The organism is Bacillus sp. KICET-1, from assembly GCF_027721405.1.
Classification (GTDB): Bacteria; Bacillota; Bacilli; order Bacillales; family Bacillaceae; genus Bacillus; species Bacillus velezensis.
Genome location: NZ_CP113515.1, coordinates 1,836,020 through 1,862,587, shown reverse-complemented (window position 1 = coordinate 1,862,587; position 26,568 = coordinate 1,836,020). Strand labels below are relative to the sequence as shown.

General features: G+C 47.0%; 23 protein-coding genes, 1 tRNA gene and 1 pseudogene. 6 read left to right on the top strand and 19 right to left on the bottom strand.

Features of this window, described 5'->3' with window-relative positions:
- Positions 1–137 precede the first annotated feature (137 nt).
- From OVA33_RS09505 to OVA33_RS09495, 3 genes are all read right to left on the bottom strand, one after another.
- A tRNA-Ala gene (locus tag OVA33_RS09505) sits at positions 138–210 on the bottom strand.
- 127 nt (positions 211–337) lie between these two features.
- On the bottom strand, positions 338–1,168 hold the full coding sequence (locus OVA33_RS09500; RefSeq protein WP_007613337.1) for an undecaprenyl-diphosphate phosphatase: 831 nt from the start codon (positions 1,166–1,168) through the stop codon (positions 338–340).
- 91 nt (positions 1,169–1,259) lie between these two features.
- A complete protein-coding gene (locus OVA33_RS09495) occupies positions 1,260–2,420 on the bottom strand; it encodes an AI-2E family transporter (RefSeq protein WP_014305691.1) in 1,161 nt (386 codons plus the stop codon).
- A 179-nt stretch (positions 2,421–2,599) separates the two neighbouring features.
- Here OVA33_RS09495 and OVA33_RS09490 point away from each other — a divergent pair, with 179 nt between their 5' ends.
- Positions 2,600–3,586, top strand: a complete 987-nt coding sequence (locus tag OVA33_RS09490) for a Gfo/Idh/MocA family protein (RefSeq protein ID WP_063637073.1) — start codon at positions 2,600–2,602, stop codon at positions 3,584–3,586.
- Positions 3,587–3,617: 31 nt separating this feature from the next.
- Here OVA33_RS09490 and OVA33_RS09485 read toward each other — a convergent pair whose 3' ends face one another.
- From OVA33_RS09485 to tlpB (OVA33_RS09465), 5 genes are all read right to left on the bottom strand, one after another.
- Complete coding sequence (locus OVA33_RS09485) at positions 3,618–4,142, bottom strand: type 1 glutamine amidotransferase domain-containing protein (protein WP_017419397.1); 525 nt, start codon at positions 4,140–4,142, stop codon at positions 3,618–3,620.
- A gap of 65 nt (positions 4,143–4,207) precedes the next feature.
- Positions 4,208–6,214, bottom strand: a complete 2,007-nt coding sequence (tlpB, locus tag OVA33_RS09480) for a methyl-accepting chemotaxis protein (protein ID WP_025650347.1) — start codon at positions 6,212–6,214, stop codon at positions 4,208–4,210.
- A gap of 114 nt (positions 6,215–6,328) precedes the next feature.
- Complete coding sequence (gene tlpB / locus OVA33_RS09475; RefSeq protein ID WP_017419399.1) at positions 6,329–8,314, bottom strand: methyl-accepting chemotaxis protein; 1,986 nt, start codon at positions 8,312–8,314, stop codon at positions 6,329–6,331.
- Positions 8,315–8,440: 126 nt separating this feature from the next.
- Positions 8,441–10,429, bottom strand: coding sequence for a methyl-accepting chemotaxis protein (tlpB, locus tag OVA33_RS09470; protein WP_017419400.1), 1,989 nt, complete (start codon positions 10,427–10,429; stop codon positions 8,441–8,443).
- Positions 10,430–10,613: 184 nt separating this feature from the next.
- Complete coding sequence (gene tlpB, locus OVA33_RS09465; RefSeq protein ID WP_025650348.1) at positions 10,614–12,599, bottom strand: methyl-accepting chemotaxis protein; 1,986 nt, start codon at positions 12,597–12,599, stop codon at positions 10,614–10,616.
- Positions 12,600–12,741: 142 nt separating this feature from the next.
- Between tlpB (OVA33_RS09465) and OVA33_RS09460 the strand changes: the two genes are divergently transcribed.
- Positions 12,742–13,479, top strand: coding sequence for a protein-glutamine gamma-glutamyltransferase (locus tag OVA33_RS09460; protein ID WP_025650349.1), 738 nt, complete (start codon positions 12,742–12,744; stop codon positions 13,477–13,479).
- Positions 13,480–13,496: 17 nt separating this feature from the next.
- Here the strand turns inward: OVA33_RS09460 and OVA33_RS09455 are convergent, their stop codons facing one another.
- The 7 genes from OVA33_RS09455 to OVA33_RS09425 all read right to left on the bottom strand — a co-directional run bounded on the left by OVA33_RS09455 (position 13,497) and on the right by OVA33_RS09425 (position 19,409).
- Entirely contained in the window at positions 13,497–13,748 is a 252-nt protein-coding gene (locus OVA33_RS09455) for a hypothetical protein (protein ID WP_014418736.1), read from the bottom strand.
- A gap of 25 nt (positions 13,749–13,773) precedes the next feature.
- Positions 13,774–14,805, bottom strand: a complete 1,032-nt coding sequence (locus OVA33_RS09450) for a nitronate monooxygenase (protein WP_021495351.1) — start codon at positions 14,803–14,805, stop codon at positions 13,774–13,776.
- A complete protein-coding gene (locus OVA33_RS09445) occupies positions 14,798–15,220 on the bottom strand; it encodes a secondary thiamine-phosphate synthase enzyme YjbQ (RefSeq protein ID WP_017419405.1) in 423 nt (140 codons plus the stop codon). Before OVA33_RS09445 ends, OVA33_RS09450 begins: the two co-directional genes overlap by 8 nt.
- A 121-nt stretch (positions 15,221–15,341) precedes the next feature.
- Positions 15,342–17,000, bottom strand: a complete 1,659-nt coding sequence (locus OVA33_RS09440) for a glycoside hydrolase family 13 protein (RefSeq protein WP_063637074.1) — start codon at positions 16,998–17,000, stop codon at positions 15,342–15,344.
- Positions 17,001–17,089: 89 nt separating this feature from the next.
- Positions 17,090–18,379 (bottom strand): hemolysin family protein, encoded by a 1,290-nt coding sequence (locus OVA33_RS09435; protein WP_007408640.1) that lies wholly within the window; start codon positions 18,377–18,379, stop codon positions 17,090–17,092.
- A 42-nt stretch (positions 18,380–18,421) separates the two neighbouring features.
- Entirely contained in the window at positions 18,422–19,099 is a 678-nt protein-coding gene (locus OVA33_RS09430; RefSeq protein WP_003152125.1) for a zinc metallopeptidase, read from the bottom strand.
- A 46-nt stretch (positions 19,100–19,145) separates the two neighbouring features.
- Positions 19,146–19,409: a YuzI family membrane protein gene (locus tag OVA33_RS09425; RefSeq protein WP_014418740.1), complete on the bottom strand. Its 264-nt coding sequence runs from the start codon at positions 19,407–19,409 to the stop codon at positions 19,146–19,148.
- Positions 19,410–19,541: 132 nt separating this feature from the next.
- Between OVA33_RS09425 and OVA33_RS09420 the strand changes: the two genes are divergently transcribed.
- Positions 19,542–19,796 carry a protein mistic gene (locus tag OVA33_RS09420; protein ID WP_003152123.1) on the top strand — a complete coding sequence of 85 codons (255 nt, stop codon included), beginning with the start codon at positions 19,542–19,544 and terminating at the stop codon, positions 19,794–19,796.
- A complete protein-coding gene (locus OVA33_RS09415; protein ID WP_128974216.1) occupies positions 19,793–20,779 on the top strand; it encodes a potassium channel family protein in 987 nt (328 codons plus the stop codon). The genes OVA33_RS09420 and OVA33_RS09415 overlap by 4 nt, the downstream gene beginning before the upstream one ends.
- On the opposite strand, the gene OVA33_RS09410 is transcribed toward OVA33_RS09415, so the two are convergent.
- The 3 genes from OVA33_RS09410 to OVA33_RS09400 all read right to left on the bottom strand — a co-directional run bounded on the left by OVA33_RS09410 (position 20,776) and on the right by OVA33_RS09400 (position 22,974).
- Positions 20,776–21,180 (bottom strand): YugN-like family protein, encoded by a 405-nt coding sequence (locus OVA33_RS09410; protein ID WP_015418088.1) that lies wholly within the window; start codon positions 21,178–21,180, stop codon positions 20,776–20,778. The genes OVA33_RS09415 and OVA33_RS09410 overlap by 4 nt on opposite strands.
- 22 nt (positions 21,181–21,202) lie before the next feature.
- A complete protein-coding gene (locus OVA33_RS09405; protein WP_025650352.1) occupies positions 21,203–21,556 on the bottom strand; it encodes a hypothetical protein in 354 nt (117 codons plus the stop codon).
- Between the two features lie 65 nt (positions 21,557–21,621).
- Positions 21,622–22,974, bottom strand: a complete 1,353-nt coding sequence (locus tag OVA33_RS09400) for a glucose-6-phosphate isomerase (protein WP_007408647.1) — start codon at positions 22,972–22,974, stop codon at positions 21,622–21,624.
- A gap of 397 nt (positions 22,975–23,371) precedes the next feature.
- On the opposite strand from OVA33_RS09400, the gene OVA33_RS09395 reads away from it, so the two are divergent.
- Both OVA33_RS09395 and ycaC read left to right on the top strand, forming a co-directional pair.
- Positions 23,372–23,938 (top strand): NADPH-dependent FMN reductase, encoded by a 567-nt coding sequence (locus tag OVA33_RS09395; protein WP_017419407.1) that lies wholly within the window; start codon positions 23,372–23,374, stop codon positions 23,936–23,938.
- A gap of 124 nt (positions 23,939–24,062) precedes the next feature.
- Positions 24,063–24,707, top strand: coding sequence for an isochorismate family cysteine hydrolase YcaC (gene ycaC / locus OVA33_RS09390; RefSeq protein WP_014418745.1), 645 nt, complete (start codon positions 24,063–24,065; stop codon positions 24,705–24,707).
- Positions 24,708–24,922: 215 nt separating this feature from the next.
- Here the strand turns inward: ycaC and OVA33_RS20670 are convergent.
- Positions 24,923–26,351: pseudogene (locus OVA33_RS20670) on the bottom strand (iron-containing alcohol dehydrogenase).
- Positions 26,352–26,568 lie beyond the last annotated feature (217 nt).

The window sequence follows — 26,568 nt, the reverse complement described above, 5'->3', positions numbered from 1 at the left end:
AATCGCCTCCCATTTCGTATGGAAGACGATTGAAAAACGGTGCGCCACGCTGTCCGAATCGGAAGCGCTACGCTGTTTTAGTCACCGGGTAAGTCATCGTTTAGCCAACGTTGATATACCGCGGTTTCATTCGGGTATGGAGCCAAGGGGGCTCGAACCCCTGACCTCTACGCTGCCAGCGTAGCGCTCTCCCAGCTGAGCTATGGCCCCGTGCTGTAACGTCATGTTTTATTATAGACGAGTCTTCTTTGAATTTCAAGCAGAAAATTCAGTTTGCTCATATTTTCCTGAGACGTTTTTCGAACATAAAAAGAAGACCCTCCGGGGGCCTCTTCGTTTATCGCACGAGCATGATTAAAATGATGCCGAGGATGACACGGTAAATGGCGAACGGGACAAGCTTAATCCGATTGATGAGCCGAAGAAAAAACTTGACGACTAAGAGGGCGACGACAAAGGCGCAGATAAAGCCGACAAGAAAAAACGGAATCATGTCATAAGAAAGACTGCTCCAGTATTTCACCAGCTTCAGAAGGCTTGCGCCCGCCATAATCGGAATAGCCATAATAAATGTGAAGTCTGCGGCTGCCCGGTGATTCAAGCCGACAATGACACCTCCGGCAATCGTTGAGCCTGAGCGGGAAAATCCGGGCCATAAAGCGAGACACTGGAATAATCCGACACAGAAAGCCTGTTTGTAGGTGATTCTGTCCACCGTATCGATCGTTTCTTTCCTTTTATTGATCCAGTCCGCTATAAGCATAAGCACGGCTCCGGCAATTAATCCGTAAGCGACCGTTCTGACGGAGAATAAATAGCGGTCAATGAAATCCTCAAATAAAAAGCCGAGCACCGCCGCCGGAACAAGACCGACGGCGATTTGCGCGATGGTCAGCCTGTATCCCTTCTGCTGATCGCGCGTGACGTTTTTTTTGAGGCCGAGTAAATGTAATATCCGATCCTTAAACACAATGGCCACCGCCAGAATCGAACCGAGCTGAATCACCACTTTGAAGGAATTGGCGGCTTCCGGATTCATCAGGCTTCCGGATTTCAGCCAGATGTCATCCGCTATGATCATATGTCCCGTGGAAGAAACCGGCGCGTACTCCGTCAGCCCTTCCACGATTCCCAAAACGGCTGCTGTGAACATCTCCCATAGTGTCATCCCATTCTTCCCTTCATTCATCATTTACAAAAGAGAAGCTCTCCTCTGAAGGAAAGCCTGTCTTATAATAACTATCATGTCCGCTCCGATTTTATGACTTCGATACAGCATCATTTTTTTCTTCTTCATATAAATGCGAACGCATTTTGAACCAATCAAACAGATGGGTCGTGACCACTTTGATGACCGCATACCCCGGGATGGCTAAAATAATGCCGACAACCCCGAACAGCTTTCCGGCGGTTAAAAGAACAAAGATGATGGTAATCGGGTGAATGTGAAGATTTTTCCCCATGATCTGCGGCGAAATTAATTTCCCTTCCACGAGCTGGACAACGGTCCATACAATCGCAAGCTTCAGCAGCATAAGGGGCGAAGTGACCAACGCGATAATAATCGCCGGCGTGATGGCAATGGTCGGCCCTAAATACGGAACAACGCTCGTACAAGCGGCAATGACCGCAAGCAGGGACGCATAATCAAGTCCGATAATCAGATAGCCGATAAATAATAAAAACCCGATGCAGAAGCTGACGATGACCTGTCCTCTGATATAGGAGCTTAATCTGTGGTTCATTTCACTAAGCATCGTATACGTTTGTTCTTTCAGACGGGTGGGCACAAACTTTAAGATATAGATTGGCAGTTTTTTGCCGTCTTTCAGCAAATAGAACAGAATAAACGGCACGGTTACAATCGAAATAATCACTTCCGTCAGCGCGCCGATAAAATTCCCGACTCCGGTAAATGTGCTGTTTGCAATTGTCGCCGCCTGCGCAGATACTTTATTAGCAAGATCGGAAATGTTGATATTCATCGTCTTTTGCGCCTGATTTACAAAATCGCTTCCGATCAGGCTTTTCGTCTGATCTTCAACAATATCCACATATTTCGGCAGATTGTCGATCAGACTCATGATCTGTTCCTTTAAAAACGGAATAATTGAAACGACCGTAATCGAAATCAGCCCTATAATAATGAGGTAAAGGAGCAGGATGGAATAGACTCTTTTCACTCTTATTTTTTCCAATATATCTACGATCGGATTAAGCAGATAATAAACAATTCCTGTCAAAATGACGGGGAGCGCAATCGTTTTGAGCAGGACGATAATAGGTGTGAAAATAAATGATGTCTTCATAAAGACAAGGATATTGAGACCGATGAGCAGCAATACAAGCAAAAACAAGACAAATTTATTGTCTAAGAAAAACTGTTTAAATCTGCCGCCCCATGTTTGCAATGTTTCCACTATTGTTCCTCCATCATATGTATTTTACTTAAATTGTACACTATCGTTCCTGTAATGAAAAATAATAACCGGTCTCTATGGGAATTTTTCCTATCCCTTTAGCTGCCAGCCTTTTTTCCATTTATGTTTCTCAGAAAAAAAGCTATAATGTAAGCCAATACATAGAAGGAGCGATAGCAATGATTCGATTTGCAACAGTCGGAACGAATTGGATTACAGAACGATTTCTGGAGGCGGCTTCTGCTATTGATGATTTTCAATTAACGGCGGTTTATTCCAGAACTGAGGAACGTGCGGCGGAATTCGCCGGCAAACACGGCGCTGCTCATTATTTCACCAGCCTGAAAGAAATGGCGGAAAGCAAAGCCTATGACGCGGTGTATCTCGCCAGCCCGAATGCATTTCACAAAGAGCAGGCGGTCCTTTTTATGGAACACGGCAAGCACGTACTGTGCGAAAAACCGTTTGCGTCTAACGCAAGGGAAACGGATGAAATGATTCACGCAGCCAAAACGAACGGCGTTCTCTTGATGGAAGCCATGAAAACGACGTTCCTGCCGAACTTCAGCATGCTTCAACACCACTTACATAAAATCGGACCCGTCAGGAGATTCACGGCAAGCTACTGCCAATATTCATCACGATATGATGCATATAAAAACGGTACGGTGCTTAACGCGTTTAAGCCTGAATTATCGAACGGTTCGTTAATGGACATCGGCGTGTACTGCATTTATCCGGCCGTCGTCCTGTTCGGCAAACCGAAAAACGTCATTGCGACCGGTCATAAACTAGCATCCGGCGTTGACGGCGAAGGCACGGTCATTCTGTCATACGACGGATTTGAAGCGGTGCTGATGCATTCGAAAATCTCAAATTCGTTTGCCCCGGCGGAAATTCAGGGTGAAGACGGCACGATCGTTCTGGACAGCATTCACGGACCGGAACGGGCGGAAATCCGCTATCGTGACGGCCGGACGGAAGACATTTCAGTCCCTGATCTGAAACCTTCGATGTACTACGAAACGGCTGAATTCATCAATCTTCTTCGAAACGGACAGCGGGAGTCTTCCGAAAATACATTTGAACGTTCTTTCATTACGGCGAGCATTATGGAAGAAGCGAGAAAACAAATCGGAATCGTCTTTCCCGCCGATCAAAACTAAAAACATCCGCCCGGATTCGGGCGGATGTTTTTTATTTGGACGCTAACAGGTCAGCAAACGCTTTTGCGTACTGCGGAAGGTCGGGCGGGCGGCGGCTTGATACAATGTGGCCGTCAGTTACGACAGCTTCATCCAGCCACTGTGCCCCTGCATTTGTCATGTCGTCTTTGATGCCGGGCGTGCTCGTTACTTTTTTTCCTGCGAGAATTCCGGCAGATATAAGCACCCAGCCCGCATGGCAGATCTGGCCGATCGGCTTTTTCTGCTCGTTCATCGTACGGATGATGTCCAAAACTTCGGGATATCTTCGCAGTTTGTCAGGAGCCCAGCCGCCAGGCACGAGCACGGCATCATACTCCTGAATAATCAGGCTCTTAAAATCGTAATCCGCCGTCGCGGGCACCCCGTATTTTCCTTTGTATGGACGGCCCGCTTCTTCTCCTATTAAATGAACGATCGCGCCTTCCTCTCTCAGCCGGTAGACGGGATACCAAAGCTCTAGGTCTTCAAAATCGTCACTGACAAGCGCTATGACTTTTTTGCCTTCTAATCTCATCACTGTCACTCCCTTCTTTTATATTAGTGTATCGCTTTTTTCAGATGAGGAAAAGAAACAGCTCGCTACAGCTGTTCTTCGTCTTCAGACTGAATCGTAAATTTCCGTGTGACCTGTTGCAGTTCTTCAGCCATATGCGCAAGCGTTTCGGCGGATGAACTGATTTCTTCCATGGAGGCCAGCTGCTCTTCAGCTGAGGCGGCGATGTCTTGAATGCCGGCGGACCCTTCTTTGGCGACTGAGGTAATGTCCTCCACCGCGTTTGTCACATTTTGCGACCCGGCTGCAAGCTTCTCAAGCGTTCCGTTCATATGCTGCAAGGCGCCTGAAATCTGAGTCGTCATTTCTGAGATTTTTTTGAAGCTTTCGGCCGTTTGATCCGTAATATCGAGGCCTTCCTTCACATCTTGATTCACCGCTTGGAATACGGAAAGCGATGTGGCGATTTCTTTGACGATTTCCTGAATCAGCGTTTCGATTTCCTTCGCGGAGCCGGCTGATTGTACGGCAAGCTTTCTCACTTCTTCCGCAACGACGGAGAAGCCCCGCCCGTATTCGCCTGCTCTGGCCGCTTCAATGGCAGCGTTTAAGGCAAGCAGATTTGTTTGATCGGCAATGCCGTTAATGACGTTCAGAATGCTCTTAATGTCGTGCGACTTCGTTTCCAGCCCTTTTACGACCGCTTCCGCCTGCTGTACGGAACGATCAATTGTTTTCATCTGGCCTACCGTTTTCGCCACTAATTCTTCTCCGCTTCCGGCCGTTTCAGAGGTTTGGATGGCGGATTCAGTGATTTCCGCCGATACATTCGCCGTCTCGGCAATGCCCGCATTCATTTGGGAAAGGTGATCAGCACTTTCTTCCAATTTCTCGCTTTGTGATTCGTTTCCGTTTGAGAATTGTTCAATCGCCAGTGTAATATGCTCTGTCGCCTTGCTTGTCTGTCCGGCGGATGCCGTCAGCTCTTCGGATGAAGAAGCGACATGTTCGACGGATGATTGAATGACGCCGATGACAGACCGGAGTGATGCCGACATCTCATTGAAGCTTTGGCTGAGCTGCCCGAATTCATTTTTTGACTTGATGTCAATGACTTCCGTTAAATCGCCGTCACTGATTTTAGCTGATGTCGAAACAAGTTTTTTGAGCGGTTTTGCAATCGAGCGAATGATAAAAAAGATTAAAACCCCGCCGACGATAAGAGAAACCGCCAGGATGATCAGCGCCATTTTCATGACAGGCGAGGCTGCGTCATGGATCTCACTGACAAAAAATGTGCCGGCGATTTTCCAGCCCGTCAGTTTGTTTGTCGTGAAGGCCATTTTCTTCTGCTGTCCTTCAAACATGTATTCAAACGATCCGCTTGATTTGGAAAACACTTCTTTCGTCCACTCTCCGGAGCCTTCCGTTCCCGCTTTTATAGTCGGATGGGCGATGTATTTTTTATCTCCCGTTGTAATGAAGGCAAATCCTTTATGACCGATCTGGACGCGTTCGGAAGCGTTCAGCAGGTCGCCCAGATTAATATCAAGCGCCACAACGCCTGATCCGTCTTTTGTCTGCTGGGCAATCGTAACGACCGTCTGTCCGGTTGCAGCGTCTTTATAAGGCTCGGTAAACACCGGCTGTCCGCTTTTTTCAACCGCTTTTGTATACCACTCGCGCGTGAGCGGATTATAATCGGACGGCATATCAGCGGACGGATATTTCACGAACGCTTTGTCGCGAGACGCGGCGTAAATTGACGCGACATCGTCATTTACGGTGACATACTGCTTCATATTGTCGAGCAGTATCGATTTATTTTTTGTGTTCAGTTTTTCCTTAGTGATTGATTCGCTGTAGTAGTCAATCGCTTTGAGCTTGCCTTCGAGCATGTTTTCCAGCACGCTGTTCAGTTCGCTGACATTTCCCTGGGCGCTGTGGGTCAGTTCGCTTTCTAATGTACTCCCCGCCGTTTGGTAGCTGAAGTAGGCGAGTATGCCGACCGGAAGCACCAATACGGCTAAAAATGCCGCGATCAGCGGCTTGCTGATGGATGGCTGTTTGATCCAATGTATCAGTTGTTTCATTTTTTCAGTCTCCTTCTTTGAAAAGCTAAATCTAATATCGTCAGATAGGACAAAAGATTTATTAAAAAAACTAAAAAAACACCCAAACAGCACATTTGGGTGTTCTATGACCTATTAATCTATTTTAAATCGTTTCGTCATATCACGTAATTCTTCCGCCATTTGGGATAACGTTTCCGAAGACGAACTGATTTCTTCCATTGAAGCCAGCTGTTCTTCGGCGGAGGCCGCAATATCCTGAATGCTGGCGGAGCTTTCTTTTGCGATGGACGCGATTTGCTCAGAAGCTCCTGAAATCTGCTGAGAGCCTGCTGTCAGCTGTTCTACCGTCGCATTCATATTTTGAATTTCTCCGGCGATCTGGTTCGTCATTTCAGAAATCCGTTTGAAGCTCGTTTCGGTCTGATTCGTAATATCCAGTCCGCTCTCCACCTCTTTGTTGACGGATTGGAACATGCCGAGAGATGTATTGATTTCGTTGACGATTTCTATAATTAAGCTTTCGATTTCTTTCGCTGAATCGGCAGACTGGACCGCAAGTTTTCTGACCTCTTCGGCGACGACTGAGAAGCCCCGGCCGTATTCACCCGCACGCGCGGCTTCAATTGCCGCGTTCAGCGCAAGAAGGTTTGTCTGATCAGCGATTCCGTTAATGACACGGAGAATGTTAGTAATGTCTTTTGATTTTGTTTCAAGTCCGCGCACCACTTGTTCAGCTTCTTTCACTGACCGGTCAATGACGTTCATTTGGCCGACCGTCTGGTGAACGAGCTTTCCGCCTGAATTGGCGACTTCCGCTGATGTGGCGGAGGACTCGGTAATGACGGCAGATGCTTTCGCCATATCTTCAAGCCCGCTGTTCATTTGGTAAATATGTTCCGCCGCGCTTTCAATATTTTCACTTTGGCTTTCATTTCCGTTAGAAAATTGTTCGATCGCCAGTGTGATATGTTCGGTTGCCTTGCTTGTCTGCTCCGCTGAAGCCGTCAGCTCCTCTGAGGAAGATGCGACGTTATTCACGGAATCCTGGATGGCATGGATGAGAGACCTGAGCGAAGCGGCCATATTGTTAAAGCTTTTGCCAAGCTCGCCTAATTCATCTTTTGACTGGATCTCGATCGTTTCTGTTAAATCGCCTTCACTGATCTGTTTCGATGATGTCACAAGCTGCTTGAGCGGTTTTGTGATTGAACGGATAATCAGCACCATGACGATGGTTCCGATCACAATCGCTAATACGAGAACGAGCAGGGACAGATGAAGAATCGGCAGGGCCGCTTCATGAATTTCGTCCAGATACATCGTTCCGGTAATCTTCCAGCCTGTCAGCTTGTTCGTATCATAAACCATTTTCTTTTCCTGGCCGTCGTATTTGTATTGAAAATCACCTTTTTTGCTGGTGAACAGCCGTTCGGCCCACTCCCCGTTTAATACTGTGCCTGATGTGCGGTTCGGGTGGGCGACCACTTTTTTGTCTTTCGTCAGGATAAAAGCGTAGCCGGATTTTCCGATGTTCACTTTCTTTGTCGTTTTCAGAAGCTCATCGATTTTCATATTGATGGCGACGACTCCTGAGCCGTCTTTCGTCTGCTGAACGACCGTCACGACCATCGTATTGGTGGAAGCCGTGCGGTAAGGATCTGTTACAACAACTTTCCCCTTATTTTCCACGGCCTTTTTATACCAGTCTCTTTCAATCGGATTATATCCTTTAGGCATCTGCAGATCCGGATACCGTGTGAAATGTCCTTCCGTGTCACTCGTAAAAATGGATTCCACGTCTTTATTGATCTTCATGTACTCTGTGAATTTATCGGTAATTTGCGATTGGTTTTTCGGCTTGTACCGATCCTTTGTGAGCCAATCGCTGAAATATGCCGTTCCGTCTTCCTTTTGGCTGATGCTTGTGTTGATCATATCGTTAATCTGCTGCACATTATCTAATGCGCTTTCCATCATCTGCCTGTCAAGCGTGCTTACCGCCGATTGATAGGCGATAAAAGCCAGCGTTGAAATAGGAAGAATGAGAATGGCCAAAAAAGAAATGAGCAGTTTTCTTGTAAGCGATCTCTGCTTGATGATTTGCACAATTTTTTTCATCTGCTATAACTCCTCTTGTGTGTTTACCCTTCATATCGGCAATTATAGGTAAATATACACACCCAAAAAGAAGAAATATAACGAAACATACTTTTTACCTATTGTTAATTAGCCTTTTAGACTCAATTAAGAGTTTATCTTAAAACGCTTTGTCAGTTCGCGTAATTCTTCCGCCATTTTTTCCAGCGTGACGGCGGAGGAACTGATTTCCTCCATGGACGCAAGCTGCTCTTCAGCTGAAGCCGCGATGTCCTGAATGCCGGCCGCGCTTTGTCTGGAGACGGCCGCGATATCCTCTGAAGCGTTTGATACTTCCTGAGATCCGGCAGAAAGCTGTTCCACGGTTGCATTCATATTTTGCAGTTCACCGGCAATCTGATTTGTTTTAACGGAAATGTCCCGGAAGCTTTTTTCCGTTTCGTCCGTTAACTGAAGTCCGCTTTTCACCTCGTGATTGACGGATTCCAGCATTCCGAGCGAAGTATGAATTTCTTTGACGATTTCATGAATTAAGGATTCGATTTCTTTCGCTGAATCGGCGGATTGGACGGCAAGCTTTCTCACTTCTTCGGCAACGACTGAAAAACCGCGTCCGTATTCTCCCGCTCTTGCCGCTTCAATGGCTGCATTTAAAGCAAGGAGATTCGTTTGATCGGCAATGCCGTTAATGACGCGCAAAATGCTGTTGATGTCCTGCGATTTGAGTTCAAGCCCTTGTACGACTTGCTCCGCTTTGCTTACGGATTGGTCAATGGCGCCCATCTGGCCGGCTGTTTTCTTGACAAGCCGCTCACCGGTGCCGGATATCTCCGCCGATTCAATTGAAGTTTCCGTCACCACGGCTGCCGCTTCCGCCAGATCGCTGAGCCCGTCTTTCATCTCATTCACTTGGGCGGTCGCTTTATCAATACTCTCACTTTGGTCTTCCGTTCCATTAGAAAACTGTTCAATCGCAAGGGTGATATGTTCCGTTGCTTTGCTCGTCTGCTCAGCCGAAGCCGTCAGCTCCTCTGAGGAAGAAGCGACATGTTCAACAGAGTCCTGAATTCCTTGAATAAGCGAACGGAGTGAATCTGTCATATGATTAAAACTTTTACCGAGCACGCCGAGCTCATCTTGAGAGCTGACATCAATGGTTTCCGTCAGATCTCCGCTGCTGATTTTTTCCGCTGAAGCTACGAGATGTTTTAACGGTTTGGTAATTGAGCGGATGACAAAATAAATGAAAATCATCCCTGCGGCAATGGCTATCGCCAATATGATAACGGCCAGAGTCAGAACCGGTCTTGCCGCATCTTTGATTTCATCCACGGACATGGTTCCGCTGATCTTCCAGCCCGTCGCTTCATTGGTCACGTACGCCATTTTTTTCGCTTTCCCGTTCAGCGTATATTCATAGACGCCTTTTTGCCCGCTGTATAATGTATCAACCCATTTTCCCGATACCGCCGAGCCGGCTTTTTCATCACTGTAGGCAACGGCTTTTTTATTTTTGCTGAGGATAAAGGCGTATCCTTCTTTTCCGATGTTCACTTCTTTTGTCATCGTGATGAGATCTTCGATTTTTATATCAATGGCGACGACGCCTGATCCGTCTTGCGCCGCGCGGGCCATGGTGACGACCATCTTTTTGTTTGAGATGGACTCATAAGGGTCTGTGATGATGGTTTGGCCTTTATTCTCCATGGCTTCCTGATACCAGCTTCTTTCAAGCGGATTGAAATCGGCCGGCATATCGGCATGCGGATAACGGGTAAACGTTCCTTCCTTGCTGCTTGAAAATACGGCGGACGCTTTATCATTGCTTTCAATAAACTGCTTGAACCTTTCTTGCATTTCCGTTTGGTTTTTTTCTTTAAATTTAGCGCTTGTCGCCCATTCGCTGAAATATGCTGAGCTTTTTGTAAACATTCCGATCCGGTCATCAATCATATTGTTTAAGATTTGCACATTTCCTTCGGCGCTTTCCATCATTTGCTTTTCAACGGATGAAGCCGCCGAACGGTAGGCGCCGGCAGCCAATACTGCTACCGGAATAATTAAGATCAGTAAAAATGAAATGATAAGTTTTTTGGCTATTGATTTTCTGGCGATTTTTTTTGCTGTTTTTTTCAATTTTGTAAACCTCTTTCAATCATTTACTGTTTATATCGGCCGACTCCCTTTTTATTACATTGAAAATGAAGTCATAAATGAAAAATAGTTCTATGTACTCTCTTTGTATGCAAGACTTTTTATTTAATTATCCGGCTGTCAGTATAAAAAAGGACGCCTTCCATCCGGAAAGCGTCCTTTTTTACTAGTTGATTTTAAATTGTTTCGTTAATTCCCGCAGTTCTTCGGCCATTTGCGCCAAAGTATCGGCTGATGTGCTGATTTCTTCCATTGATGCAAGCTGTTCTTCTGCAGATGCGGCAATATCCTGAATGCTTGCTGCGCTTTCCCTAGATACGTCCGCAATATCCGTCACCGCGGCTGAAACGTGCTGGGAGCTGTCTGACAGCTGTTCAACCGTGCCGTTCATCGATTGAAGCTTCTCGGCGATATCGTTTGTCATGCCGAAGATATTCTGGAAGCTTTCTTTCGTGCGGTCCGTTACGGCAAGTCCTGATTGAACTTCTTCATTAACGGAGGTGAACATGTGAAGCGATGTATTAATCTCAGCCGTGATTTCCTGAATGAGTTTTTCAATCTCTTTGGCAGAACCGGCAGATTGGACGGCAAGCTTGCGCACTTCTTCGGCTACCACTGAGAAGCCCCGCCCGTATTCACCGGCTCTTGCCGCTTCAATGGCTGCATTTAACGCAAGCAGGTTTGTCTGATCGGCAATGCCGTTGATGACTCTTAAAATATGAGTGATGTCTTTTGATTTGGCCTCAAGGCCTTTTACAACCGCTTCCGCCTGCTGGACCGATTGATTGATGAGATTCATCTGCCCGACTGTTTGCTGCACATATTCTTCCCCGGTGCCGGCAGCTTCCTTCGATTGTTTAGATGCTTCCGTAATGGATGATGATGTGCGGGAAACGGCGGCGAGTCCGTCATTTATATGATTCAGCTTGGCTGAGCTTGAATCGACTTTTTCGCTTTGCTCTTCGTTTCCGTTTGAAAACTGCTCAATCGCCATTGTAATATGTTCCGTCGCTTTGCTTGTCTGCGAAGCTGAAGCGGTCAGCTCTTCCGATGACGCGGCCACGTTGTCGACAGAGTTTTGGATCGCGCTGATCAGTCCGCGCAGAGATTCTCCCATTTCATTAAAGCTCGCGCCGAGTTCGCCCAATTCATCTTTCGAGCGGATATCAATGGTTTCGGTCAAGTCTCCGCCGCTGATTTGTTTAGAAGAGCGGACAAGCCGTTTCAGCGGTGACGTAATGGATCTGACAATCAACAGAATTAAAATGCCCCCGATGATAATGGATGCTGCAAGGACGATCATTCCCATCGTCAGCACCGGTTGTGAGGCGTCTTTAATTTCGTTGAGCTCCATGCTCCCTTCTATTTTCCATCCGGTCAGTTTATTTGTCGTAAACGCCATTTTTTTATTTTGATCATCGAGCTTGTATGAAATAATGCCGCTGTCTTTGCTGTATACCTCATTCAGCCACGGGGTTGAAACTTTATCGCCCGGTTTGTGGTCTTTATGCGCGACATAGGTTTTATTTTTGGACGTGATAAACACGAAGCCTTTTTGCCCGATTTTGATTCCCTGCATCTGCTTCAGCAGCTGGTCAATCGTAATATCCATGGCCACTACGCCTGTTCCGTCCTGCATCTGCTTTGCCACGGTGACGACCATGCTGCCGTCGCTTGCCGCAGTGTAAGGGTCGGTGACAACGAGCGTGCCGCCGGCCTTCACAGCGTCTTTATACCAAGTGCGTGTTCTCGGATCGTAATCGGCCGGAGTATTCTCCTTCGGCGCCTGTGCGTAGCTGCCGTCTTCCGTTCCTCCGTAAATGCGGGCTACGTCCTTATGAATAGACGTGTATTGCCCAAACTTTTCTTCAAGAGCAGACATGTTTTTCTTTGAGAAGGATGACCCTTTTAACGTTTCACTGAAAAATTCAATCGCCTTTGCTTTTGCGCCGATATCATTTGTAATCGTTGTGTTAAAAGATTCGATGTTATTTTTCGCGTTGCCTGAAATCTGATCATCCAGCGAATTGCTCGCCGTATGGTATGAACTGAATTCTAACACGAGAATCGGTATGATTAAGATCACGATAAATGAAATGATTAATTTACGTGAAATCGATGCCTTTGTGCACCAATTAATGAATTTTTTCATATTAAGCTGCTCCCTCAAGTGTGATACCTTATATATCGGCTCAGTCTTCACATTTTGTTAACATTTCCTCCTTTTTTATGACTTGATTTTCATTGCCCAAGCTTCCTGCATATCTTATAAAAAAAGAGAAAGGGGCGCGCAGATGATTATCATATCCGGCCAAGTGCTTCGGCCTCAGGACATCGCGAACTGGCAGACGGAAGAAAGCCTTGTTCCGTATATAAATGAACTGCTCAATTCTCCCGTACAATTCGATTACGGGTCGATTGCTGAAATGATGTTCGAGGTGCGGCTGCGCCGCCATATTGTGGAAGCCGCAAGAGAACTGCACGGATCAGGTGTGAAATTTGCAACTTTCGCCAAAACATACGGAAATACGGCTTATTGGAGAGTGACGCCAGAAGGAGCCTTGGAGCTGAAGTACAGAATCCCCGCTTCAAAAGCGATTCGGGACATTATTGAAAATGGGGCGTTTTACGCATTTGAATGCGCTACCGCCATTGTTGTAATTTATTATCTGGCCGTCTTAAAGACAATCGGTGAAGAACGGTTTAACCGGCGTTTCCGGGATATCACTTTGTATGACTGGCACTATGAGCATCTGCCGATCTACACGGAAACCGGCAGCCACTTTTTACGGGGAGATTGTTTATATTTTAAAAATCCTGATTTTAATCCTGCAAAGGCTCAGTGGCGGGGAGAGAATGTCATTGTGATGGGGAATGATCAATATTTCGCCCACGGTCTCGGGATTCTGACGGCTGAACAAATCATCCAGAGATTGAATTCTTTAAGAAAAAAAAATGCCGTGCAGCCGGCTTATCTGCTTAACCAGGCAACAAGGCTTGATGCACCCGCGCTTTATCAGATCATGCATTAAAACAATCCCATCGTCTGTCATTTTGACGATGGGATGCGGAATGCTTTTCTTTTCCGGTAAAAAGCCGTCGTGCCGAGCGCTTGGTTTGCAGCCCATTCAAACTTCTCTAAATCATGTCGGGTGACGGCTCTGTCCCGTCGGCTCCATTTAATGGCGCGGACAAAGTAATACCCTTTAATCGGCGCCATGGTGACTTTGGAATGCGGAAAATCTTCAAAGACAAACTCAATAGTCCCTCTTTTTTTGTAGGACATTTGAAGAATCTTCATCATCCATCACCTCACGATTTCTGGATTATGATTCGCACAATCCGTCCAAAACGGTTTTCACGTCTGTCGGCCCTTCAAGTTTCGCGGCGGACTGGCCGGCCCATAAAGACATATACTCCGCGTCTCCTGATTGAGCCGCGTGCCCGCGCATCGGCTTTGTCAGCGTATTATGCAGCGGATAAGGCAGCGTATTTCCCTCGTCAGCCTCATATGTTTTCATGAACTGATTCACGATTCCCCGCGCCTGTTTTCCCGAAAACAGGGTGGTCAGCCGCGTGTCGGCTCCTTTTGATTCGGCAATGGCTTTTTGATATACCGGTGAGGCGCTGCTTTCTTCACAAAGAAGAAACGGTGTTCCTACTTGAACGCCGTCCGCACCCAAACATCGGGCCGCCTGCACGCCGCGGCGGTCAAAAATGCCGCCTGCCGCAATGACCGGGATATTCAGCGCGTCTTTAGCCTGCGGAATCAGCGCCATAAGGCCGAGAGCCGGTTCTCCTTTAACCGGCAGAAACGACCCGCGATGCCCGCCGGCTTCTATTCCCTGAAGGATAACGGCGTCCATCCCCCGTTCTTCAAAAGCCTTCGCTTCCTCCGGCGTTGTCGCCGTGCCGAAAAGGAAACAACCGCTTTTCTTCAGCTTTTCCGCCGTTTCTTCCGGCGGCAGGCCGAAGGTGAATGAACACGCTTTGACTCCGTAACGGATCAGAAGCTCCGCTTTTTCCTCGAAATCATTCCATTCTTCTTTCAGATCAGAGAACGGCTTGGCGTCTTTTGCCCTCGGGATGCGGGCTTTCCATTTTTCAACCAGTTCCGCCTCAGGCATCTGCCTTTCTTCCGGGACGAAAAGATTTACTTGAAAGGAGCGGTCCGTCAGGTCTTTCATCTCGATAAGCTGTTTTTCAAGCGCTTGCGGGCTGACGTATCCTGAAGCGAGGCTTCCGAGCGCCCCTTCATTTGATACCGCCGAAGCCAGACGCGGCGTGACCAGCCCGCCGGCCATCGGCGCCTGAATGACGGGCTTTGTTAATGATAATGCACTCATCCACTCACTCATTTGTGTTTTCCTCCGTTTCAGCCTGTATTTTGATATAACAGGTTCTGTTTCGCGGACCGTCAAATTCGCAAAAATAAACGCCCTGCCATGTTCCGAGTATCAGGCGCCCGTCTTCTATGATGACATGCTGGGAGGCGCCGGTTGTACTCGCTTTCATATGTGCCGCCGTATTTCCCTCCATATGCCGGTCCAGTTCGTGCTCCCACGGATACATTTCATCAAACCTTCTGAGCATATCCCTCTTCACATCCGGATCGGCATTTTCATTTATGGTAATGCCGGCGGTTGTATGGGGACAGTATATGAGCGCCAAACCGTTTTTCACGCCTGTTTTGCGGAGAAACGCTTCAGCTTCATGTGTGATGTCGATCATTTCATCCCGTCTGTTTGTTTGAATCTGCAATTTTTTCAGCATATGAATGCCTCCTTTCTTTTTCTCTTCCTTTCCCATATTCGTTTCTGTATTTGTCTTTTCCTGTCGGATCGCGATGATAAACGCAGATCACAAAAAACTTCAGCCTCGGGACTGAAGTTTTTCACCATATATATACGCGGGCCTCATAAGGCTTTAAAAGAAAGGATGTCACATGGCGGTGCGCTTCTGTCTCCGCGTTTGCAAGCACGAGAGAATCGGAGTCAAGCGGATAACCGGGATGCCTGTATAAAGTGGGGGTTCGGGACAGATTTGTGATGATCAGGGCGGTTTTTGTTCCGTTTTTTCTTAGATAGGCATAAATCTGCCGGTCATTCGGAAGCAGCAATTCATATGTGCCGCTGATCAATACGCCGTGTTCTTTTCTGAGGGCGAGCAGCCGTTTGTAGAAATGGTATACGGATGTTTCATCCTGCATTTGTGATGCAGCATTCAGCCATGTGTGGTTCGGATTCACTCCGAGCCAAGGAGAAGCATCAGAAAACCCGCCGTTCGCCTCACCGCTCCATTGCATCGGTGTCCGTGAATTATCCCGGCCCTTCTTCCAGATGATCTTCATCACTTTTTCATGCGGAACGCCGCGGGACGTCTCTTTTTCATACAGATATTTCATTGCGGCGTCATCATAATCTTCAATGGATGGGAACGAAACATTGGTCATTCCGAGCTCCTGCCCCTGGTAAATAAACGGCGTGCCTTTCATCAGCATATACATCGCGGCGAGTGCCTTGGGGCTTTCTTTCAAAAACCGTTCGTCACCCCATACCGAGACGGAACGGGGCTGATCGTGGTTCTCCATAAACAACGCGTTCCAGCCCTTTCCTTCAAGACTGTTCTGCCAGCCGGACAAGACGCGCTTAAGCGCCGGAATGGAAATGCTTTGATCATCTTCCGTATCCCAGAGGCCGAGATGTTCAAATTGAAAAATCATTTGAAAGACGCCGTTTTCTTCACCGGCCCAATCAGCCGCCTCCCAAGCCGCCACTCCGTTCGCCTCGCCGACCGTCATGATCGGATAGCGCGAAAATGTTTCCCGTTTCAGCTCTTTCAAGAGATCCATTATGCCTTCCCCATTCATATGATACGGGAAAGACGGGACGTATGGGAGACCGTCCGGATTCGGCATGTCAGGGAGCCCTTCTTTTTTCTTAATGTGAGAAATGGCATCCACCCGGAAGCCGTCTATGCCTTTATCAAGCCACCAGCGGACCATCTCATAAACGGACTGCCTCATCACTTCGTTTTCCCAATTTAAATCAGGCTGTTTTTTGTCAAACAGGTGCAGGTAATACTGGCCGGTCTCTTGATCATATTCCCACGCCGATCCGCCGAAAATGCTTTCCCAATTGTTCGGCTCTTTGCCGTTTTTTCCGTCTCTCCAGATGTACCAGTCCCGTTTTTCGGAATCTTTCGCTGAGCGTGATTCGATAAACCAAGGGTGCTCATCGCTTGTATGGTTGATGACGAGGTCTATAATCAGCTTCATGCCGAGCGAATGGACATCCGCAAGGAGCCGGTCAAAATCCTCCATCGTCCCGAATTCGCCTGCAATTTGTTTATAATTCCGAATATCGTAGCCGTTGTCCGCGCCCGGCGAGTCAAAAACGGGACAAAGCCAGATCACATCCGCCCCCAACTCTTTTATGTAATGAAGCTTTGCTCTGATGCCGTTCATGTCGCCGATTCCGTCCCCGTTCGAATCCATAAAGCTTCGGGGATAAATTTGATAGACGGCCGCCGTTTTCCACCAATCCGTTTTCATACCGACACTCCTTTCTTTACATCATATGAAGGAGCGGGACGAAGAAGCATTTTTTCCAAAAAAAAAGCCTCATTGCAAAAGCAGGAGGCTCAGAAATCAGTTTTTTTAATTTCAACGAAGCGGATATGATGGTCTTCCGCTTCCAGCACCTTAAATTCACACCCTTCGGCATGAAACACATCACCATTTTTCAGCTCCATTTTTTGTGTTAAGAGCCAGCCGGCAATCGTGTCAATGTCTTCATTTTCGATGGCGATATCAAGGAGATCATTCACCTCTTCTATGAGCGCCTTGCCGTCCATCACATAATGGTGTTCGCCTTTTTTGACGATGTGGGGCATTTCATCCTGGTCATATTCATCACGGATTTCCCCGACGATTTCCTCCAATATGTCTTCGACGGTCACAAGTCCCGCCGTGCCGCCGTATTCGTCAACGAGAATCGCCATATGAATCCGCTCCTTCTGCATGCGGATCAAAAGCTCCTGAACGGGGATGCTTTCAATGACTCTGATGACCGGACGCATAATTTCTTTTAATTCAATGGAGCGGCCGAGAAAATACGCTTTAAATAAATCCTTATTGTTAATAATGCCGAGAATGTGATCTTTGTCTTCCTTAATAACCGGATATCGCGTATACCGTTCGTTGATGATCAAATGTATGGCTTCATCAACTGACTGTTCAAGCGAGATGGCGGCGATTTCGGTGCGCGGCACCATGATTTCTCTGGCGACCCGGTTATCGAATTCAAATATTTTATTGACGTAACGGAATTCGGATTGATTGATTTGACCTTTTTTATAGCTTTCGGACAAAATCAGCCGCAATTCCTCTTCACTGACCACGACCTCATGTTCTTTCACCGAATGAAAACCGAACAGCTTGACCAAAAATCCGGCTGAGCCGTTTAACAGCTTAATAAACGGATACATCACTTTATAAAACAGAATGAGCGGTTTCGCCGTCCACAGACTGACGGCTTCGGCTTTTTGAATGGATATCGTTTTCGGCGCAAGCTCTCCGATGACGACGTGCAGATACGTGACGGCGATAAACGCCGCAATAAACGTGACGACGTGCGTAATAGATGACGGCATTCCGATCAAGCTGAAAACAGGATGAAGAAGCCGCTGAATCGTCGGTTCACCGAGCCAGCCGAGTCCGAGCGCCGTAATCGTAATGCCGAGCTGGCACGCTGATAAATATTCATCGAGATTTGAAATCACCCTGTGCGCCGCGAGCGCCCGGCTGTCTCCGGTTTCAACCAGCTCCGCGATTTTTGAACCGCGGATTTTGACAATCGCAAATTCCGCAGCGACAAAGATGGCCGTTAATCCGATTAACAGCATAATGAGAATCAGTTTTAATATAAGCAAAAAAACCCCTACCGCAAACGGTAAGGGGCCACCTCCTTCGTGTTAATTCTCATCACGACCATTTAAGAAAATCATCACAAAACGAAGCAGCTCGAATAATGAAACGAGCGCCGCAGCCACATACGTCAGCGCGGCGGCGTTCAGCACTTTATTCACGCCGTGTTCTTCACTGTTGCGAATGAATCCTTCCGACACGATAATCCGCTTCGCCCTCGCGCTGGCATTAAACTCGACAGGCAGTGTGACAAGCTGGAAAAAAACAGCGGCCGAAAACAAAATAATGCCGAGTCCGATTAAGTTCAAGCTGCCCAGGAGCATCCCGCCCAAGAAAAGCAGAGGGGCAACCCCGGAGGCAAAATTGACGACCGGAAAAATTTTGTGCCTCAGCACAAGCGCGCCGTATGATTCCTGATGCTGCAAAGCATGTCCGACTTCATGGGAAGCGACGGAAATGGCGGAAATGGAGCGGCCGTAATATACCGGCTCAGATAAACGCACCACCCGCTCCGTCGGGTCGTAATGGTCTGTTAAAGTGCCTCTTACCGGTTCTACCGGCACATCATATAAACCGTTAATATCAAGAATCCGTCTTGCCGTTTCCGCCCCCGTCCGCTGACTGGAAGCTTCTACGTCTGAGTATTTCTGAAAATTGCTTTTCACTTTAAATTGTGCCCAAAACGACAATCCCAATGCAGCAATTGTTAAAAAGATAAACAGCATATTATCCTCTTCCTTTTTCTCTTATATCGTACGATCTGCTTATATATTATTTTAATGATTGTCCGCTTTCCTGTACAGAAATCCGCTTCTTTTTTCTGACAGGAATCAATCCTCCGAGCATGATGAGGATACACCCGGCCATTCCGATGTAAAACGGAAACGTGCCTGCGGTCTCTTTTGCAAAAACAAGCCATGAAAATCCGCCGGACATATGATTGTGTCCATTCAAATCAAAAATAAGCAATACGGCCGCCGAAGCGAGCAGCTGCGCTCCGGCCAGCGCCGCCAGCAGTTTTTGAATGACTGTCATTCGACTCACCCTTTTTCGGTCCGCTTTCTTTATCATATGAAAAAATAAGGGTGAATATGTTTTCGTCGATTTTTGAAAGACATCAAACGAACTGGGACATACTGTATAAAAAAAGATACAGGTGTGATCGACATGAAAGTGACAAATGGCGAGAAAGAACAGCTGAGCAATGCGATAGACAGAATGAACGAGGGGCTTGACGCCTTTATCCAGCTCTATAATGAATCGGAAAACGACGAGCCTCTCATTCAGTTTGAAGATGAGACGGCCGATTTAATCAGACATGCGCGTGACTCATACGGCCAGGAACAGCTGGACGAAAAACTAAACACCATTATTAAGCAGATTTTATCCATCTCTCTGTCGAAAGAAGAGCCGGACGAATGAAATCAAACCGTATTTTTATTTCCTGGCTGAGATGGCCGTTATATGTTCGGATCGGACTGATCATTATCGCCTTGATCTTATTGTTCGGCCAACTCATTTACATGCTTGAACCGAAGCAATTCACGTCTGTGTTTGAAGGGGTTTGGTGGGCGGTTATTACGGTGGCCACGGTCGGCTACGGCGATTACGTTCCCCAGACGCCGCTCGGGCAGATTGCCGGCATGGTGCTTGTATTAAGCGGAGCGAGTTTTGTGACCGCCTATTTCGCCACGCTTTCTTCAGCCGTATTCAGCAAACAGCACCGCTATGTCGAAGGGAAGGTCGCCTTTAAAGGCAAAGGGCACGTCATTCTTATCGGATGGAATGAGAAATCGCATATGCTGCTGAAAGAACTGCAGCACATCGCGCCGTCAAAAACTGTCGTCCTGATTGATGATTCATTAAGGGAAGGGCCGCTTATTGAAAACGTCCATTTCATCCGCGGACATGCCGCTGATGACAGTACGCTCAATAAGGCGAATGTTACGGAAGCCGATACCGTCATTCTGACAGCGGATCAGCAGAAAAATGAATCCGAAGCTGATATGCTGTCGGTATTAACGCTTCTCGCCATCAAAGGGCTGCATCCGTCCGTTTATTGTATCGTGGAAATTTTAACGGAACGGTATGTCAAAAACGCCGAGCGCGCAGGAGCTAATAAGATTCTGTGCACATCACGGCTGTCGAGCCGGGTGATGTTTGAGCATTACCGGGTCAAGCTGCAGCTTGCCAAACCGCAAACGCTGTCAGATCTGACGCTGGAGAAAAAGGTTCGCATCATTCCCGTTCCCGGGGAATTAAAGGGCTCATCCTATCATGACTGTGCGCTCTATTATCTCAAACGGAATACCACGATCATCGGCATACAAAAAGAAGAGGGGCCGATGCTGACCCCTCCCCTGTTATACAAGGTGCTCGATACTGATCTGTTTTTGGCTCTTTAATGCAGCAGGACGTCTTCCAGCTCTTTCACAAGCGAGATGCCGATATCTGTATATGAGCGGTCAATTGCCGCATCCCGCCGTTTCGGCTCGGAGAATTGGTTGAATAATGACTCAAAAACACCGCCGCCTGCGTGATCATCCGTTTCCTGCTGATAGACGTGCCTCAGCAAAAAGGGTGTGCCGATTGTAACGGCGGCCCCCCGTTCATCCAGGTGTCCCTTATTTGCTTCAACAGGGATGCGGAGAAATAAATAGCCGTCCTGATCGGAAATTTTGTAATCAAAGAACCCGCGGTCATACTCCCAGCCGCCTCCGATGGTATAACCGATCGGTTTCAGCACCTGTTCCAATTCGCGGAGTAAAAACGATTGCCCTTCAAGTGAAGATGGAATGCTGATCATGTGCATATGCTCCTTTTTGTCTTTAGCGTCCCCGCTCTGCGGCATCTTCATACGGCGCCCGGGAAGAATCGGGAGCGGCAGACAGACGCCGGAAAGAGATAACGGCGCATTCAATCAGAACATACGTCACAATTGCGGAGAGAACGGCTTCCGTTGAAATATAGAAAACGGCGGCATAGAGACAGCACTTCGTGATCAGCGACTGCATCCGGCCAATCTTCAGTTTCAGCCGGACCATGTCCGTAAACAAGCCGAGAGGGAAAGCGAAAAACAGGATGGTTTGTAAGAGGGATTCAGGAGACAGTTTTAGTGCCGAATAGACAATAACGGCGGAACAGACGGAAATGACGGCATGCTTACATAAGAGTCGTATCATTCATCAACACACCTTTCACGGTTTAAAAAAGGCTGACCCGTCATGCTGAGGGCCAGCCCTTCTTTTTATTTTTCAAGGCGTTTTTCAAGCTCTGCTTTTTTCTCTTCAAAGCCCGGTTTGCCGAGAAGCGCGAACATATTCACCTTATAGGCTTCAACACCCGGCTGATCAAACGGGTTGACTCCGAGCAGATAACCGCTCATCGCCACCGCTTTTTCAAAGAAATAGACGAGATATCCAAATGTATATGCATTAAGCTCCGGAATGTTGACAATTAAGTTCGGCACTTTTCCGTCTGTATGGGCAAGCATCGTGCCTTCGAACGCTTTTTTGTTGACGAAATCGACCGTTTTTCCGGCTAAGTAATTTAAGCCGTCGAGATCATTTTCCGCTTCTTCAATTGTCAACTCATGCTTCGGTTTTTCAACGTTTAATACAGTTTCAAACAGATCGCGTCTGCCTTCCTGCACGTATTGACCGAGAGAGTGAAGGTCTGTTGAGAAGTTAGCGGAAGAAGGATAGATGCCTTTTTCATCTTTTCCTTCACTTTCGCCGAAGAGCTGCTTCCACCATTCCGCAAAGTATTGCAGCGCAGGCTCATAGTTGATAAGCATTTCAATGGTTCTTCCTTTATTATACAGAACGTTGCGGACGACGGCGTATTGGTAAGCCGCGTTCTCTTCTAATTCCGAGCTGGAAAAGTCTTTGCTTGCATCAAGAGCGCCTTTCATCATTTCATCGATATCAGCCCCGCTTACCGCAATCGGCAGAAGGCCTACCGCAGTCAGAACGGAGAAACGTCCGCCGACATCATCAGGAATAACGAATGATTCGAAGCCTTCTTCATTAGAAAGCGTTTTTAAAGCGCCGCGCTCTTTATCTGTCGTCGCGTAAATCCGCGCTTTCGCTTCTTCTTTTCCGTATTTTTCTTCAAGAAGTTTGCGGAAAATCCGGAAAGCGATTGCAGGTTCCGTCGTCGTGCCTGATTTAGAAATGACATTGATAGAGAAATCAGCGTCTTCTAAAAGATCCATAACATCTTTCATATAAGTTGAGCTGATATTGTTGCCGATAAAGATAACTTGAGGGTTTTTGCGCTTGTCTTTCGGCAGAACATTATAGAAAGAATGATTGAGCGCTTCAATCGCCGCGCGGGCGCCTAAGTATGAACCGCCGATACCCACGACGAGAAGCACGTCTGAATCTGATTTGATTTTTTCAGCGCTTTTTTTAATGCGCGCGAATTCTTCTTTATCGTAGTTTTCAGGGAGGTCCACCCATCCTAAAAAGTCGCTTCCGGCGCCTGTTTTTTCATGGATATTATGGTGTGCCGTTTTTACGAAATCACGTGCGTATGTAAGTTCATGTTCATTGAAAAAAGGTAACGCTCTTGAGTAATCAAAGCGTACATGCGTCATTTGCTTGTCCCTCCATCACGGTGAATTGTTTTCTCTTTCACTTTATATGAACTCACCCGCTAAATCAAGTCATGAAGAAGGCCGGATGAATACGGGATTTGCGCTAAAGATGCGTTCATTTTTTATACAATATCCCGGATTCGATATGGTTATATTTGTAATAATCGTGAGAGGGGTAACGAATCGAATGTTGATGATCCAGGAACGTATCACCTTTACTTTGGAGCAGGATGACATCCATCGCCAATCCCGATGGGCCGGTTCTTTTTATATAGTACTCCTCTTGAGAGGCTGCCGCGCAGTCATATTAAGGCATAAATGTCCATTTTTAAAAATAGTGTCTGTATTTGGGGTATCGTGTTAAGATGAAAGTGATTTTAAACCGGGAGGTGATTTTATGACTAAAACCATTGGTCTTATTTGCGGAAGTTTACGAAAAAACTCGTATAATCGAGCAATTGCTCAATCATTGTTTGACTTCGATAATGCGGCTCAATTTCGTTGGGTTGAAATAGACAATCTTCCTTTTTTTAACGAAGATTTAGAAATTGCCGGAGCACCAGACTCCGTAACATCCTTTAGAGCTGATATACAAGACGTTGACGGCGTCATCATTGTAAGTCCAGAGTACAATTCCGGAATTCCGGGGGTATTAAAAAACGCATTGGACTGGGCATCGAGACCGCGGACCTCTTCTGTTTTAAACAGAAAACCGGTTGGCTTAATCGGCGCAACCCCCGGAGGGTTCGGTACTGCCTTTGGTCAAACGCAAATGAGAGAAGTACTCGAAGCTATGCAAGTCAATGTTTTGCCATTTCAAAAAATGCTGATTTCGCAAGTCCATGAGAAAATTGATTCCGCTCAAAACATACTTACGGATGAACAAACAAAACGTTATCTTCAACGCTATTTACAACAGTTCATCCATTGGATTGATCATGCTCCGGTTCCCGTTCCAGATTAATTGAAGGATCATCACCCTCACGAAAAGTCACCTCAGAAATAACTTTCTATCTATACAGCATATGAATAGATTTACCGTTTTCAATTCACAAACTTACTTGCCTTAATTCAAGGAGGATTATAAAATGTCTGATCTTTATTCCCGTCTTTCAAAAGATGATGCTGCCGTGCTTTTAGTTGACCATCAAACCGGCCTTATTTCCGGTCTCGTGCGTGACTATGGCGTTGATGAATTTAAAAACAATGTATTGGCTCTCGGTGATACGGCTAAATTCTTTGATTTACCGGTTATTTTAACAACCAGCTTTGAAAACGGACCCAACGGACCGCTCATGCAAGAACTCGTTGATCTCTTTCCTGATGCGCCAAAAATAGCCCGTCCCGGACAAATTAATGCATGGGACAATGAAGACTTTGTTAAAGCCATTGAAGCCACTGGCAAAAAACAGCTGATTATCGCGGGGGTGGTAACAGACGTCTGCGTTGCTTTTCCTGCGCTTTCTGCCATTAAAGCAGGCTACGAAGTGTTTGTTGTGACAGATGCTTCGGGGACGTTTAATAAGCAAGTAGCAGATGCATCATTAACCCGTATGGCTCATGGCGGCGCACAGCTGATGAACTGGTTCAGCGTAGCATGCGAGCTTCAGCGTGATTGGCGCAACGATGTTGAAGGTTTTGGCGCATTAATCTCCAGTCATCTTCCCGGTTATCAAAACTTAATGGGAAGCTATATGGGGGCTCAGCGGGACCTTAGTACACAAAATGCATAAAAGGAGCGCTGATTGAATCAGCGCCCCTTTTTTAAATTCGAAGTATAGCAAGGCTCTTCATGATTTAGATTTTGTGTAAATAGATGATCGGCAATCGCAAAGTTAATTGATCCTTTTCTGCTAAATGTACAGAAACAGGGAGTCAAATCCGCAGCATGTGATTACATCTGCAGCTTGAAAATCTATTTCATCTTCACTCCAGCGGGGAATGTATCTTACAGTGACGCCTTTAAGATGGCAAGTACGTCATCTTTGTTCAGTTTTTGGAAATTGCCGAATCCGCCGTATTCCATTTCTTTTGCGGCGATGTCTGCAATCAGCTCAAGCTTGTCTTCGCCGATGTCATAATCCGCAAGGCGGGACGGCGCGCCGAGGCTTGTCCAGAACGCAGATAATTTATCGATCCCTTCAAGCGCAATTTCTTTATCCGTTTTGCCTTCAGTATCAATGTCAAACATGTTGAGCATGAGGTTTTTAAAACGGTCTACATTTGTATCCAGCGTGTATCTCATCCAGTTCGGGAACAGAATCGCAAGTCCTCCCGCGTGAGGGATGTCATACACCGCTGATACGGCGTGCTCCATCGTATGGGAAGCCCAATCGCCGAAATAGCCCATTTGCAGCGTGCCGTTTAATGCGATCGTACCCGCGTATAAAATCGTTTCACGGTGCTTATAGTTCTCAAGGTCTTCCAAAAGTTTCGGCGCTGTTTCAATTACCGTCTGAAGGACCGCAAAACACATTCTGTCCTGAAGCGGCGTGTTTTCAACATTGTGGAAGTATTGTTCAAATACGTGGCTCATCATATCCACCATGCCGTATACGGTTTGGTTTTCCGGAACGCTGAAAGTATTCTCAGGATCTAAAATGGAGAAACGCGGATGAGTGACATTGCTGCCCCATACGAATTTTTCGTTTGTTTCCCAATTTGTGATAACGGAATCAGGGTTCATTTCAGAGCCTGTCGCCGCAAGCGTCAGCACCGTGCCGAACGGGAGTGCGTCCTGCGCCGTTACTTTTTTGCTGTAAATGTCCCATGCGTCGCCGTCATATTTCGCACCGGCCGCAATCGCTTTTGTACAGTCGATGACACTTCCGCCGCCGACTGCGAGCCGGATCGAGAATAGAGAATTTAGGGTAAACGAGCGGGCTCCCCCACCCGTATTTCTCTTGTGTCTCCCAGTTTGTGATGACTGATCCGGAGTTCATCTCTGAACCGGTTGCCGCAAGTGTCAGCACTGTTCCGAACGGCAGCGCTTCTTTCGGCTGGTGTTTTTTCGTGACGATATCCCACGCGTCGCCGTCATATTTAGCGCCCGCCGCGATGGCTTTCGTGCAGTCAATGACACTTCCGCCGCCGACGGCCAATAAGAAATCGATGCTGTTTTCTTTACAGAGCGCAACACCTTTGTTCACCGTTGAGACACGCGGATTCGGCTCTACGCCTGCCAATTCATGTACGGTAACTCCTGCTTTTTTCAGCAGTTCGGTTACTTGATCATAAAGACCGCTGCGCTTAATGCTGCCGCCCCCGTATACGAGCAGTACGTTCTTTCCGTACGGCTTGATTTCTTCAGGAAGTTTTTCGACCTCTCCCTTTCCGAAAATCAATTTGGTCGGATTCCAATATGTAAAGTTTTGCATGACATCTCCTCCTTTGGATTTATATTATGCAGAAAGATGACATTCAATGTAAAGCAATCCGCTTTTTTGACGGCACATCACACGGTTTACAGACAGCGGCTTCCCGGGAAAGGCACTTGTACAGCTTGAGACAGTGTGTGATTTACACGGCGGAGAATGTAGTATGCATAGATTCTTTGCTTTGTCACAATCTATAACTGTTTCACGAATTCATAGA